The sequence below is a fragment of the Anabaena azotica SJ-1 genome, from assembly GCF_047275885.1.
Classification (GTDB): Bacteria; Cyanobacteriota; Cyanobacteriia; order Cyanobacteriales; family Nostocaceae; genus Trichormus_B; species Trichormus_B azotica_A.
Genome location: NZ_CP178454.1, coordinates 946,815 through 959,816, shown reverse-complemented (window position 1 = coordinate 959,816; position 13,002 = coordinate 946,815). Strand labels below are relative to the sequence as shown.

Sequence of the window (13,002 nt, the reverse complement as noted above, 5' to 3'; positions counted from 1 at the left end):
TAAGCTGAAACAGATGGCAAGTTGGGAATTTTTACAGCCTGATTATTTCCAGCGATACCAAAAGCTATACTTTTGATTTAAACGATTTATACCCTTAGATTTATGGATTTTTAAGACATAATTCCTAGACTGAAAAGACAAGTTGGTTAATGTCACCTAAATTAGTCAAACGAGGTCAACAAGATGTTTTACAATGAATTGCTAATAGACTTATTACCAGAAGAACAAGAGCTTTTATCTGGTGGACAATCGACTCCAACATCTGGCTCACCTACTACTAAAGAAGGTAGCTCACCCAATGGAGAATCTGAAAAACAGAAGGATCAGTTTACGTTTATCCCATTGATTGTGTTATTACCAGTCGCAACTATTAGTGCATTGGCTAATTCCCAGAATTCTAAAAAAGAGACTTAGCAAGCAATAGTGGTATTAAGCCGAGATATAATCAAGAATCCTGCAAGATGATCTAAAAAAGCCTGATCGTCCTTTGCAAATAACTAATTTTTACTTTGATGTAGCAATTTTTCAAACCATCTTGTCGGAAATTACAAACATCTCGGCTCAATACCTACTTGAATCTATAAGATTGAATTAATCTGCTTCTTCGCTCTATTCCCCAATTTTCTCCCTAACTATTTATATTATTGGGAATTTGCGTAGGTTGTAGTACCGCTAAATGTAAATTATGTCTAGTTTCTGCTTGCAGATAACGTTCTTGTAGTGGTTGCCATTCTTGCCATAATTGATAACGATTTGCGGCTAATAGCGTCATTAAACCACGTAGTTGAGTATCAAGTTCTGATTTGAAAATAGTCGCTAACCACTCATGTAAAACCATATTATCTTGAATCATCCCCAAGATTTCTTGGATACTTTTGACATCATTAATATGTGCAATGAAAGATTCATCATATAATTCAGTAAATAATTCCATTTGGTAGCGGAGACGTTTGGCTTGTTTCCGCAAACTATGTAGAGTTTCACCTTGTATTTTGAGATTATCTTCTAATTGAGTTGGTGTCCATTTGGTTTGCAATAATATTTCTGATTCGGCAATTCTAGTACCAATTAGCCATCCTGGATGTAAGCAAAACTGACTAATTTCTGGTGAAAGCAAATCTGGTAATACGTGCTGAATTGGTACGGATGAAAAACTTTGATAACTGGGATTTTTTAACCAATCTTGACATTCATTTTTAAAACATTTGTAATTTTCTTCTTTAAATGTTTTCTGCACATGAGAAACTGCAATTTCTCGTTGTTTATCCAATGCTGTAAAGGCTGTTTGTAGAGATGCTTGTTCTTTTTCTACTAAATGTGGTTTGTAATTCTTTTCGAGAATGTCTTTAAGTACATCTAAATCTCTGAGTCTACCTAAGATCCTAGAAAGTTTCCCGATATTTTTATCACTGGCTGACTTTGGTAAATTTAAATATTTGTCAAATCTACTGACAGCAGTTCTTAACCGACGCATTCCCACCCGCATTTGGTGTAGTGCTTCTGGATCTTCATCTTTTTTAACCGATTTTTCCCACTTTATGGTTTTATTAAAGTGTTTTTCAATGGCTTGGTATCCACAGTTTCCCAGAGTGGTAGGTGTTGTTTTTGTAGCGGTTTTCATAATTAATAAGAATTAGCTATTTATCGGATTTTTGCATCATACCATTAGTAAAAAATTCATCTTTGTGCTTTCATAGTTTTTTAAACAAAAAAATTGATATAGGAATCCGGTTGAGTTACTTAAATTACTTAAATTACTTATATTGGTAAACAAGAGGCTAGTACCGCAAGGCGGAAGTCAAAAGTCAAAAGTCAAAAGTCAAAACGAATACAGCGTAAGTTTTTCAGAGATTTGGAATGGTTGGTTTATTTACGCCGTTCTGTACTAGAACTTATTTATCAGTAATGAGTCGGTTATGAGATTATCTATTTCTTTTGAAACTTGATTTTTATGCAAAAAGATGCGTTAATTACTCAAGAGACAAATACAAAAATAGAAACTACAGATTAGTGGAAATAGCCTGTACTGGACAGGTGGGAATACACTGTTCACAAACGATGCAGCGCGATCGCGTGAAGGTGAGTTGATAGGTATCCTGGTTGAGAGAAAGGGCTTCAGTGGGACAAACTCCAGTACACAAGCCACAATCAACGCATACATCTTGATCAATGAGAATTTCACCTAAATTATGGGAAACGCTGATATGTTGCGATCGCATCCATTCAATAGCCGCATCTAGCTGATCAATATCTCCCAATAGTTCCACCACCAGTTTACCAATTTGATTAGGCGCAACTTGAGCGCGAATAATATTCGCAGCCACATTGAAATCTTTTGCTAGTCGGTAAGTGACAGGCATTTGAATAGCACGTTTAGGGAAAGTCAGGGTAACTCTTTTTTTCATGGATAAAAAACTGGGTTTTGGTAAGCTAGATTATGAAAGTGCTTAATAAGTTTTAATAAATTAATTATGACCACAGATAGACCTGTAAATACTCCGACCAAGCCAGAATCCAACGTTGGGGGGCGGATTAGAAACCTCTTAATTGTCATTGTAGCGATCGCTCTGAGTGTGGCGCTATTTTTAGGACTGCGAACCCAGACAAATTCAGTTTCCCTCACCCAACTGGATAAGGACTCAACACCCTTAACAGTAGCAGTCAGCAATAATAAACCCAGTCTAGTAGAATTCTATGCCGATTGGTGTACCGTCTGCCAAAAAATGGCTCCCGATATGGCTCAACTCAAACAACACTATGCCGACAAGCTAAATTTTGTCATGCTCAACGTCGATAATAACAAATGGCTACCCGAAATGCTCAAATATCGAGTAGATGGCATTCCCCATTTTGTATTTTTAGGCAAGCAAGGAGAAGCAATAGCCGAATCCCTTGGTGATATACCCCGTTCCGTCATGGCCAGCAATTTAGAAGCCTTAGTAACAGGTTCTACCCTACCTTATGCTAAAGCCAGCGGACAAGTTTCCAAATTCTCAGCCCCAGTATCCACCAATGGAAATCAAGATGACCCCCGTAGTCACGGTAGTCAGGTGGTCAATTAATCAAAAAGCGAAAAGGCAAAAGGCAAAAGGCAAAAGGCAAAAGTTGATTAACTTTCCCCTGCCCAATGCCCAAAGTATTTTCTTTACTAATTTTCTTCTTCCAAAACACCACTGCGAATCATCAATTGTGGCCAAATTAACAGAAAAAATCCCATCCAAGTTAGTACAGGTATAGCCACGAGAATTGTCAACCAGAGGATTTTAAATATTAACCAGCTACCACTGATCAAAATCACCCCTGTAACCATTATTGACCAAGGTTGACACCACCAAGGTTTATAACTCCAGGGGCTTATCAGCTTTTGTTCAGACATTGTTTGTAATTAAAAAAGGTTTTTATCAAAAAAAAGACAAAATGCAAGGAGTTAAAAAAAGCAGAAAATGATTAGTAGTAGGAATTTAATCCACTACAACCTGATAAAATCTAGCGTCCATCAGGATTCCACTTTTCTAAAGCTATATATTGATTCTGTACCAAATCCAAAGGCTCAATTACACCACTAGAACTAGACACACGAAACCAATAAACGGGAGTAGTAGTTTTGTCTGGGTGTTTTTCAAACACGCTCACTATATAAAAAGGTGCATCAGGTGTAGGAGAAATATCCACAGCCGCGGCAACTCGTATACTTCCCCTAGAAAGTCTTTCAATTTCTCGTGCTTTGCGCCGCACTTGCGGCAGATTCCACACCAGATTAAAGGCTTTCTTTTCGCCTATGGTTTTGGTAGGTTTATCTGTCTTAGCCGAAGCTGGTAAATAAGCTAATAGCTGATGATTATGGATTTCCTGGCTATGGCCAATGTTTTCAATGCTTGAATATCCTCCTAGCACTCCTAGAATAAATGACGCAATTAGAGGGTAATAATTAAATTCTTTCCTGGTGTTACCCCTAAACATAATGATGCACCTCCGTAACTATGAAGTTTTGATCCCTGTATAACTATTATACCAGGGGTGAGACCCCCTATGTCTAGTCTTGACAAGAGTGTCGATGTTGTTGTACTTAGCTGGGTTAGATTTAGCGAACATTTTTTAACTTACTTGAGCCACAAAGCCAGATAGACAATAGCGATCCCCACTCCATACCATCCTATAACTAATCTCAGATTTGTGGGTATGGTTCTGGGTTCTGCTAGTCATGATCCCCATTCACAACAAATCGCCAAAAAGCTATGAACAAGCAATGTGGAAACTTCAAATCAAGTGGTCGTGCAAAATAAATTGTATATTTGGGAGAGGGAACAGGTAACAGATAAATAATACAGAGATTTTTGTTTGTTTCAAAAATGTTAAATTAATTTTGCTCAGGTAGTTATATCAATTTACATAGGAATCCGGTTTGATTTGTGAAAAGATACTTAGGGTGCGTTAGCGCAGAAAGTACGGCAACATTGTCAAGGGTTTGGTGCGTTACGAACTCCGTTCTAACACACCCTACAATACGTAATTTTTTCAAAAATCAAATACTAGTCCTATATAATCAATTTCTATACTCACAGCGGTTGAAATTGTATCTTTGACAAGATTATGAAAAAATCTAAATTAGTAGTAGGGGCTTAACAATGTTAAACCCTGATTTAATTAAAATTCAAACATTTTTTAAAGGTTAATTTATTAGCATAAAGTTCTTCTCAATCATCTCTCCACGATTTCCCGTACTAAAGCCGCTAACTTATCAGCACTATCGGGAAATGCGATCGCTTTGGCATTTTCTCCCATCTTGGCCAATTCTGCTGATGACTGCAACAAATCTAAAACCCGCTGTTGCAAGATTTCCGGTGTCAACTCTGACTGTTTAAAAGTTAAGGCTGCACCAACATCCGTAAAAACCGCAGCATTATAAGATTGATGATCTTCTGCTGCAAAAGGATAAGGAATCAAAATTGCTGGTGTACCACACACCGCTAATTCTGTTAAACTGCCAGCACCAGAACGACTAATAGCTAAATTGGCACGGCGCAATAAAGCCGCCATGTTATCGTAAAATGGTAAAACTATATACTGGGGATGTTGCAAATTTGCCGCGTCTGGATCGTTATCACCTGTTAAATGCACTACATAAGCACCAGCATCAAACCAAGCTTGAGCCGATTGACGCACCAATTTATTGACAGCTACAGCGCCCTGACTACCACCAAAAACGACAATTAGGGGAACACCATTAGGAATGGGCAAGTCTAGGGCATTATCAACTGCTGTATCGAGGAATTGAGAACGGACAGGAGTACCCACACAGACAGTTTTAGCACGGGGTAAATATTTAGAAGCCGCTGCAAATCCCACAGCAACTGCACTACACCAGGGACCAAAAAAGCGAGTCACTTTACCAGGTAAAGCGTTAGATTCATGAAAAACCACGGGTAAACCCAAAGAACGCGCTGCGATGACTGCTGGCCCAGCAATATAACCACCTGTAGTAAATAATCCTTGGAAATTTCCCTGTTTAAGGATGCGTCTTACTTCTAAAATCGAACCCATGAGTTTAAACAAGATTCGCACCGATGAAAGACTCAGACCTTGCTGAAAACCTTCAACAGCAATGATATTCAGAGGATATTGCTCAGGAACGAGTTGAGTTTCTAGTCTATTGGGAACACCAAGCCATTCAATTTTATATTCTGGTAATTTTTCTGCTAATGCGATCGCAGGGAACAAATGTCCACCGGTTCCACTAGCAGCTATGAGTAATTTTATGGGTACTTTTGCCATTCAAGCTATACCATTTAGCGCCTAGCTTATCTAAGTTAAGATACTTTATATCAGGTAACTGGGTTTTTCAACTAGTTGATTGCCCTAACCAATAAAGTTATCACATCATAGCGGACTTCATCCCGACTTACTTATAAACAAATTCCTGACCTTTGGGAAGCAAATCAGTAAAATCTTACTAATGACTAACATTATTCCTTTATTAATGAAACACAACAAAACATTTCCTCTAGGTATTTCCCTAGTTTCGTTCCTACTGACACTTGGCTTCAGTAGTAATCAGCAATTTGCTCAAGCTGCTACACCAGAAAATGCTCCCGCAACACTGAAAAATCTGCTGACTCAAATTGATACAGCTTCTAGTCGGGGTGATGTTAAAAGTGTTATGCAATTTTACAGTCCCAATTTCACTCATGGTGATGGCTTAAACCGTCAAACGATGGAACAAGCATTGACATCTTTCTGGAAGCGTTATCCCCAATTACGCTACAGTACACGCCTACAATCTTGGAAATCTGAAGGCAACACTATCATTGCCGAAACTGTCACCACAATTACAGGTTTACCTTCTGCTAACAGTAATAATCTAGCTCTCAACGCCACAATTACTTCCCGTCAGCGTCTTAATGGGACAAAAATTCTGAGTCAAGAAATTTTATCAGAACGCACACAACTTACTTCTGGTAACAAACCACCCCAAATAGAAATTAAATTACCACAACAGGTTAAAGTTGGTCAGCGATATAGCTTTGATGCTATTGTCCAAGAACCATTGGGTAATGATTTCCTATTAGGAAGTGCGTTGGAAGAAACCATTCAACCCACCAAATATCTCAATCCTACACCTGTAAATTTAGAATTACTAACTGCTGGTGGATTGTTTAAAACCGGACGCGCACCATCCACACCTGGTCATCAATGGATTTCTGCTGTTATTCTTCGTAATGATGGCATGACAATGATTACTCAGCGTTTAGTGGTGAAAAAATAATAAGCTAGTCAGTGGTAATCTAACTACCACTGATTTATGTGTAAAATTACAGTTTGTGTTTCATAAAATAAGTAAGTAGCAGATGGAAACATTAATTCCATCACCTCCACGCTCTCCCTCTCTGTATCTGGAGCGTGATACAAAAAAGATATACAACAACACTATTAAAAATGCTCTCTCTAGAAAACCAAATCGTCTTAATCACCGGTGCAAGTAGCGGAATTGGTGCGGCTTGCGCTAAAATCTTTGCTCAAGCTGGTACAAAACTGATTTTAGCGGCTCGACGGTGGGAAAGGTTACAAGAATTTGCCAAAACCTTAAATTTACCAGCTGATAAAATCCATTTACTTCAGTTGGATGTGTGCGATCGCATTGCTGTCGAATCCACCATCTCTAATTTACCCCCTGCTTGGTCAAAAATTGACATTTTAATCAACAACGCTGGTTTAAGTCGCGGTTTAGATAAACTGCATGAAGGTGACTTCCAAGACTGGGAAGAAATGATTGATACTAATATCAAAGGTTTACTTTACCTTACCCGCTACGTAGTCCCCGGTATGGTGAAACGAAATCGAGGTCATGTAATCAATATCGGTTCTATTGCAGGACATCAAACTTACCCCGGTGGTAACGTTTATTGTGGGACAAAAGCCGCAGTCAAAGCTATTTCTGAAGGCTTAAAACAAGATTTGTTAGGAACTCCTGTGCGTGTGAGTTCCGTTGACCCTGGAATGGTAGAAACAGAATTTAGTGAAGTCCGTTTTCATGGCGATACAGAACGAGCTAAAAAAGTATATGAAGGTGTTACTCCCCTTACTCCTGATGATGTAGCTGATGTCATATTTTTCTGTGCCACTAGACCTGCTCACGTTAATATTAACGAAGTCATACTTATGCCAGTTGACCAAGCTAGTGCAACTTTAGTAAATAGAAAGTTGTAAACAACCTCACTATTCAGGAGAAAATTACCATGAATAGCACCAAAAAATTAGCTGTTGTTACTGGTGCAAATCGCGGTTTAGGATTTGAAGCATCTCGGCAATTAGCTAAAAATGGATATCATGTAATTCTCACCAGTCGAGATGCAGCCAAAGGTCAAAATGCAGCGCAAACATTACAAAATGAAGGATTAAGTATCACATTTCATCCATTAGATGTTACCAGTGATCAAAGTTGCCAAAAATTAGCAGATTTCATTCAACAAGAATTTGGTAAACTGGACGTTTTAATCAATAATGCAGGTATTTCGATAGATGCAAAAGATGAAGGAAATAGTATTTTTGACACTCACATAGAAACATTGAAAGAAACAATGGAAACCAATGTTTATGGAGTATTTCGAGTTACTAGAGCGTTAATTCCCTTGATGAGAGTTCAAAACTATGGACGAATTGTTAATGTTTCTTCTGGAATGGGACAATTAACCGACATGGAAGGTGGTTATCCTGGATATCGTCTTTCCAAAACTGCGTTAAATGCTCTCACGCGCATTTTAGCAAATGAATTGCAAACCAATAATATTTTAGTTAATTCCGTTTGTCCTGGGTGGGTAAAAACAGATATGGGAGGTTCAGCAGCACCCCGTACCCCAGAACAAGGAGTTGATACTATTGTCTGGTTAGCAACTCTTGCAAATGGAAGTCCTACAGGTAGCTTTTTCCGAGATCGTCAACCGATAGCTTGGTAATTGATAAGTATCTCAACTTTGAGAAATAGAATACCTAGATATCTGAAGAATATCAAAAATTAGCCTCTTAGACTTCTGATATTTCTGAAAATAACTCTTGATAGAGATTGGAAGTCTGAGATTCTATATTTTATAGGACTTACGCATTGACAAAACCTATCAAATATAGATTATGGATTTTATCTCTTGTAGGGTGCGTCAGACCCGATAATTGAGCATCTAACAGATTATCTCTATCTGACGCACCGCACTAATATGCTATATGACATAATACCAAGTTTTACCCGTATGCAGTATAATATAACTAAAGTTTTGATTCTGCAAAAACCATCTACCATCAAAGGATATTAGAAATTTGTGACGGAAAGTATTGATCATGACCGCTTGTTTAAAGAATTAATCTCAACTTTCTTTATCGAGTTCATAGACCTCTTTTTTCCCGAAGTTATCAATTATATTGACCCTGCTTCAGTTACTTTATTAGATAAGGAGATATTTACAGATATTACTGCTGGAGACAAGTATGAAGCCGATTTGATTGCTCAGGTTAAATTTAGAGAAGAACCTTCTTTTTTTCTAATTCATATTGAAGCAGAATCAACTTCACGTTCCAGATTTGATAAGCGGATGTTTCGCTATTTCGCTCGCTTACATGAAAAATTTGATTTACCCATTTATCCTATTGTCATCTTTTCCTATGATTCTCCTAAAAAAATAGCAAGCAGTAATTATCAAATCAATTTTCCTGACTTTGAAGTTTTAAAATTTAATTATCGAGTCATTCAACTCAATCAATTAAATTGGCGAGATTTCTTGAACCGTGATAATCCAGTAGCTTCTGCTTTAATGTCAAAGATGAATATAGTTCCGACCGATAGACCAAAAGTTAAAGCAGAATGTTTACGGTTATTAGTGACATTAAAATTAAATCCTGCTAAAATGCAATTAATCTCAGGTTTTATTGATACTTATCTGAAGCTTAATCAGTCGGAAGAACAGATATTTCAAACAAAATTAGGTTCATTTAAACAAGAAGAACAGGAGAAAGTTATGCAAATTGTTACAAGTTGGATGCAACAGGGAATTGAACAGGGGATTGATCAAGGTATTCAACGAGAAAAAGATTTAATTGTCCGTTTAATCAAACGTAAATTAGGTACAATTGATCCTAAATTAGAAGCAGATGTGAGAGGATTAGGAATTGAAAGTATTGAGGTTTTAGGAGAAGCTTTATTAGATTTTTCTACAGAGGAGGATTTGAGAAATTGGCTCAATAATTTTAACAATTAAGTAGTGAACAATTAAAATCAATTAGTTGAATTTTTCAATTTGGAGTTTTTTATTCTGTGCTGAGTTCACCTTTACCAACTATTAATGCTCTCAAACAACCTACCAGTGATGCTTGGGTAGAGCAAGCGATCGCAAATTTAGATATTATTTTACTGGATCACTCCCACTGTGAGCGCAAAGCGGCTGGTGTGGCGTTAAATTTTATGTTTCGTTACCCCTCTAATGCTAAAATGGTGAGGGAGTTAACAGCGATCGCACGGGAAGAACTAGAACACTTTGAACTAGTTAACCAATGGTTGGAACGTCGTAATATTCCCCTGGCTGCACTATCAGCACCTCCTTACGGTTCAAATTTAAAAGCACAAGTCAGAAAAAAAGAACCAGAGCAATTTTTAGATAATTTACTCGTCACGGGTTTAATTGAAGCACGCAGTCATGAACGGTTGGGATTATTAGCAGCAAACTGTCCAGAACCAGAATTAGCTAAATTTTATCGTGGTTTAATGGCATCAGAAGCGCGACATTTTGGAACATATTGGGTTTTAGCTGATACCTATTTTGACCGAGAAAAGGTCATGCAAAGATTGGATGAATTAGCGATAGTGGAAAGTGAAATATTATCAACTTTACATCCAGAACCGCGAATTCATAGTTAATGGATTTATCGCAAACATCGAATTGCTTCTAATAAACCTCTGGCTTTATTGAGAGTTTCTTCGTATTCTTTTTCTGGTTCAGAATCAGCTACTAAACCCGCACCAGCTTGGACGGTATAAAATATTGGCTAAAATTTATTACTGATCTATCTCAGAGTTTAACCATATTTCCAAATCCTTAACATCTGTAAAATCTAATAATGATTCTCCTAGTTTTTCCAGTTGTTCTATGTTCAAACTATTGAGATTTTGAATATAACTATCACTCAATTTTCCAAACCGCTTGGATAATATCTTTAATAGTAAGTTGATTGCTTCATCTTTTCTACCTTCCTGTCTACCTTCCTGTCTACCTTCTTGTTTACCTTCTTGCTTTGCTTCTTGATATACCCTTGTTTGCTTAATATCACTCACTAAAAACATTGCTTCTATCTCCTGACGGCTTAATTGTGAAAACTTTGACAATAAAACAGTCTCTAATAATTCTATAATACTTTGTTTTTTGCTGTCATCATCAATTTCTGTTTTGGTTCTTTCCATGAGGTTTTTCACTAATTCCGGTGCTTGTGCTTCTTTACTCACAATTAACTCAATTAACCCCATCCCAATTGAACCTGGTGGTAATTCATCTAAATAAATTCTTTTAATTCTGCCACTGTTAATAAATTCTTGTTGATAAGCAGTTAGTTTTCCTATATCTAAACTCCGTTTTGCAAATAACGCTATCGCTTGCCAATCTTGTACGGGTTTAAATTGATTGAGATAAATGTTTATTTCTGCTATTAATTCCCAGTAAAAGTCTGGTTTTGGTTGAAATTGCACTTCAACAAAATAGATGGGTTTTTCTACATTCTCTGTCATGAAAATCCCATCAAATCTAAATGCTTTTTCTTTTACTTCTACAGAGGTGAATTGATAATCTTTGGCGTTTTCTGTTGGTTCACCGAGAATTTCAAATAATAGGGTGTGGAAGGTGAGGAATATTTGGTAGAATATTGTGTCTGTGTGCATTATTTATTGTAGTTTTCCCTGATTTTTAACCAGCAACATTTATCTTAAACATCGAATTGCTTCTAATAATCCTCTCGCTTTATTTAATGTCTCTTCATATTCTTTTTCTGGTTCTGAGTCTGCTACTAAACCTGCACCTGCTTGAACAGTAACAATGTTATTATTTAACACCATTGTTCTAATAGCGATTCCTTCGGAGCGTTTCGCGATCGCACTATTCAATTATCCTTCAAAATCATCTCTATATTTTCACTGATTATCTGCGTTGTATTCACAAAGTAATTTTTACTAAAATTATCCCAAAAATTCTGAATTTTTTCTCTTATCTTTTTAATATCAGCATTCTTATAATCATCCTCCTCTAAAATTTGTATCTCATAAAGAGTAATGTAATCTTCATCTAGCTTTGTTTCTATGAAAAATTCTGAATAGTCTTGGTTTTGTAATAACTCAAATAGTTTCGGACGGATTTTTTTAGGGATTTCTTCACGGTTTTCTTTAAGGTCACTGTGTCCGATTTGCACTCTCATTTTAAGAGAACCAAGAAGATTTTCAAATTGAAAATAAATCAGTAATGGACTTCGTGATTCATTTTCCCAGTCTTTAGCTCCAAAATTTCTGTATTGCGGACTTTTCTTTTTGTTTGGCCAACAGTGTGTAAATATTTCCTTAGATTCAATAATAGGTGGATTTAGTAATTTCTGAATCTCTACATCTATTTCTGATTGTAAATATTGACTATGCTCATTAATTAAATTAATAGCTTGTCTATGTTCAAAATAAATTTTCTGACAGAGTTTTGCAATTTCTGAATCACTCACAATATGTCTCCTAATGAATGTAGAATAATGTGTCATAAATGTGTAAATATCTGGACTAAGTTTAGGTTTAGATTCATCACTTTTACAAATACTATCAATTATTTCTGATACTTGAGAATAGCTGTATATTATCCAATTGGCTTGAGATGGTGTACTTCCTTCGGGAGTTAAATAAATTAAAATTTTCCTATAATTTTTGTATTCAATATCACTATCAATAATGTTCTGATATCTTTCTAACTGGTTTGAATGTTCTCCCGAATCAATTTTATTTTCTATAGCACATATTAATTTATTACGCGGTGAATGGATAAGAATATCAATATTTTGCCACTCACGTTTAACTTTTGCATCTTTAAAATTATCTATATCCATATCAACAGGACTAATTTTTGCATAATTTGAATCTGTAGGGTTATCAGTTTCTAAAAGCACTTGCTTCAGAAATTGCTTGAGAAAAATATCCTTAAGTCCATGATTTTGAGATGGATCTAAAAGAAATGCTAAAAGATTTGAATGTATCTTTTCTAGTTTCATTACAGATACACCAATAGCTTTAAAAATATTGAACTCAGCTAGTTTTTCTTCTAGTTCTTTTAAATCTTTATCAACTCTAAAACTTTCTAGTAAATCTCGTTGTTTGTCTGAAATCAAATTTCACCCTGCACAAATGCTAAAATTTTACCTAAACAGAGATTTATATTATTTTACAAGAAATTCATGACATTAAATATACTTCTTTCATATTTTTATTAATTATACTCAAATAAAAAC

The 13,002-nt window shown here is 36.2% G+C and carries 14 protein-coding genes and 2 pseudogenes; 7 read left to right on the top strand and 9 right to left on the bottom strand.

The features are described from left to right. The first annotated feature begins 183 nt into the window (after window positions 1-183). Entirely contained in the window at window positions 184-414 is a 231-nt protein-coding gene (locus tag ACLLO5_RS04045) for a hypothetical protein (RefSeq protein ID WP_413174201.1), read from the top strand. A 214-nt stretch (window positions 415-628) separates the two neighbouring features. Here ACLLO5_RS04045 and ACLLO5_RS04040 read toward each other — a convergent pair whose 3' ends face one another. Next, the gene (locus tag ACLLO5_RS04040) at window positions 629-1,621 is read right to left on the bottom strand and encodes a CHAD domain-containing protein (protein WP_413174200.1); all 993 of its coding nucleotides are present in this window, start codon (window positions 1,619-1,621) and stop codon (window positions 629-631) included. 379 nt (window positions 1,622-2,000) lie between these two features. After that, on the bottom strand, window positions 2,001-2,405 hold the full coding sequence (locus tag ACLLO5_RS04035) for an NIL domain-containing protein (RefSeq protein ID WP_413174199.1): 405 nt from the start codon (window positions 2,403-2,405) through the stop codon (window positions 2,001-2,003). 66 nt (window positions 2,406-2,471) lie between these two features. On the opposite strand from ACLLO5_RS04035, the gene ACLLO5_RS04030 reads away from it, so the two are divergent. Further along, entirely contained in the window at window positions 2,472-3,062 is a 591-nt protein-coding gene (locus tag ACLLO5_RS04030; protein WP_413174198.1) for a thioredoxin family protein, read from the top strand. An 86-nt stretch (window positions 3,063-3,148) separates the two neighbouring features. Here ACLLO5_RS04030 and ACLLO5_RS04025 read toward each other — a convergent pair whose 3' ends face one another. From ACLLO5_RS04025 to murG, 3 genes are all read right to left on the bottom strand, one after another. Continuing rightward, window positions 3,149-3,376, bottom strand: coding sequence for a DUF6737 family protein (locus ACLLO5_RS04025; RefSeq protein ID WP_413174197.1), 228 nt, complete (start codon window positions 3,374-3,376; stop codon window positions 3,149-3,151). A gap of 110 nt (window positions 3,377-3,486) precedes the next feature. Next, complete coding sequence (locus ACLLO5_RS04020; protein WP_413174196.1) at window positions 3,487-3,960, bottom strand: hypothetical protein; 474 nt, start codon at window positions 3,958-3,960, stop codon at window positions 3,487-3,489. Window positions 3,961-4,698: 738 nt separating this feature from the next. After that, on the bottom strand, window positions 4,699-5,772 hold the full coding sequence (murG, locus tag ACLLO5_RS04015; RefSeq protein ID WP_413174195.1) for an undecaprenyldiphospho-muramoylpentapeptide beta-N-acetylglucosaminyltransferase: 1,074 nt from the start codon (window positions 5,770-5,772) through the stop codon (window positions 4,699-4,701). A 181-nt stretch (window positions 5,773-5,953) separates the two neighbouring features. On the opposite strand from murG, the gene ACLLO5_RS04010 reads away from it, so the two are divergent. The 5 genes from ACLLO5_RS04010 (at window position 5,954) to ACLLO5_RS03990 (ending at window position 10,396) form a co-directional block, all read left to right on the top strand. After that, the gene (locus ACLLO5_RS04010; protein ID WP_413174194.1) at window positions 5,954-6,763 is read left to right on the top strand and encodes a nuclear transport factor 2 family protein; all 810 of its coding nucleotides are present in this window, start codon (window positions 5,954-5,956) and stop codon (window positions 6,761-6,763) included. 170 nt (window positions 6,764-6,933) lie between these two features. Continuing rightward, window positions 6,934-7,704 (top strand): SDR family oxidoreductase, encoded by a 771-nt coding sequence (locus ACLLO5_RS04005; RefSeq protein WP_413174193.1) that lies wholly within the window; start codon window positions 6,934-6,936, stop codon window positions 7,702-7,704. A 29-nt stretch (window positions 7,705-7,733) separates the two neighbouring features. After that, window positions 7,734-8,450, top strand: coding sequence for an SDR family oxidoreductase (locus ACLLO5_RS04000; protein WP_413174192.1), 717 nt, complete (start codon window positions 7,734-7,736; stop codon window positions 8,448-8,450). Between the two features lie 357 nt (window positions 8,451-8,807). Beyond that, the gene (locus ACLLO5_RS03995; protein ID WP_413174191.1) at window positions 8,808-9,740 is read left to right on the top strand and encodes an Rpn family recombination-promoting nuclease/putative transposase; all 933 of its coding nucleotides are present in this window, start codon (window positions 8,808-8,810) and stop codon (window positions 9,738-9,740) included. 56 nt (window positions 9,741-9,796) lie between these two features. Then, window positions 9,797-10,396, top strand: a complete 600-nt coding sequence (locus ACLLO5_RS03990) for a tRNA-(ms[2]io[6]A)-hydroxylase (RefSeq protein ID WP_413174190.1) — start codon at window positions 9,797-9,799, stop codon at window positions 10,394-10,396. 5 nt (window positions 10,397-10,401) lie between these two features. Here the strand turns inward: ACLLO5_RS03990 and ACLLO5_RS03985 are convergent. From ACLLO5_RS03985 to ACLLO5_RS03970, 4 genes and pseudogenes are all read right to left on the bottom strand, one after another. Continuing rightward, window positions 10,402-10,512, bottom strand: a pseudogene (locus tag ACLLO5_RS03985) (chorismate-binding protein); the annotation flags it as partial. Window positions 10,513-10,534: 22 nt separating this feature from the next. Next, entirely contained in the window at window positions 10,535-11,407 is an 873-nt protein-coding gene (locus ACLLO5_RS03980) for an Rpn family recombination-promoting nuclease/putative transposase (protein WP_413174189.1), read from the bottom strand. A 39-nt stretch (window positions 11,408-11,446) separates the two neighbouring features. Continuing rightward, a pseudogene (locus ACLLO5_RS03975) lies at window positions 11,447-11,605 on the bottom strand (chorismate-binding protein); the annotation flags it as partial. A 20-nt stretch (window positions 11,606-11,625) separates the two neighbouring features. After that, on the bottom strand, window positions 11,626-12,882 hold the full coding sequence (locus ACLLO5_RS03970; RefSeq protein WP_413174188.1) for a PD-(D/E)XK nuclease family protein: 1,257 nt from the start codon (window positions 12,880-12,882) through the stop codon (window positions 11,626-11,628). Window positions 12,883-13,002 lie beyond the last annotated feature (120 nt).

What these genes read in the sequence shown, in the direction of transcription:
- ACLLO5_RS04020 (WP_413174196.1), bottom strand. Translation starts at nt 3,960, where the DNA reads ATGTTTAGGGGTAACACCAGGAAAGAATTTAATTATTACCCTCTAATT.
- ACLLO5_RS04030 (WP_413174198.1), top strand. Translation starts at nt 2,472, where the DNA reads ATGACCACAGATAGACCTGTAAATACTCCGACCAAGCCAGAATCCAAC.
- ACLLO5_RS04000 (WP_413174192.1), top strand. Translation starts at nt 7,734, where the DNA reads ATGAATAGCACCAAAAAATTAGCTGTTGTTACTGGTGCAAATCGCGGT.
- ACLLO5_RS04045 (WP_413174201.1), top strand. Translation starts at nt 184, where the DNA reads ATGTTTTACAATGAATTGCTAATAGACTTATTACCAGAAGAACAAGAG.
- ACLLO5_RS04035 (WP_413174199.1), bottom strand. Translation starts at nt 2,405, where the DNA reads ATGAAAAAAAGAGTTACCCTGACTTTCCCTAAACGTGCTATTCAAATG.
- ACLLO5_RS03980 (WP_413174189.1), bottom strand. Translation starts at nt 11,407, where the DNA reads ATGCACACAGACACAATATTCTACCAAATATTCCTCACCTTCCACACC.
- ACLLO5_RS04040 (WP_413174200.1), bottom strand. Translation starts at nt 1,621, where the DNA reads ATGAAAACCGCTACAAAAACAACACCTACCACTCTGGGAAACTGTGGA.
- ACLLO5_RS04025 (WP_413174197.1), bottom strand. Translation starts at nt 3,376, where the DNA reads ATGTCTGAACAAAAGCTGATAAGCCCCTGGAGTTATAAACCTTGGTGG.
- murG (WP_413174195.1), bottom strand. Translation starts at nt 5,772, where the DNA reads ATGGCAAAAGTACCCATAAAATTACTCATAGCTGCTAGTGGAACCGGT.
- ACLLO5_RS04005 (WP_413174193.1), top strand. Translation starts at nt 6,934, where the DNA reads ATGCTCTCTCTAGAAAACCAAATCGTCTTAATCACCGGTGCAAGTAGC.
- ACLLO5_RS04010 (WP_413174194.1), top strand. Translation starts at nt 5,954, where the DNA reads ATGACTAACATTATTCCTTTATTAATGAAACACAACAAAACATTTCCT.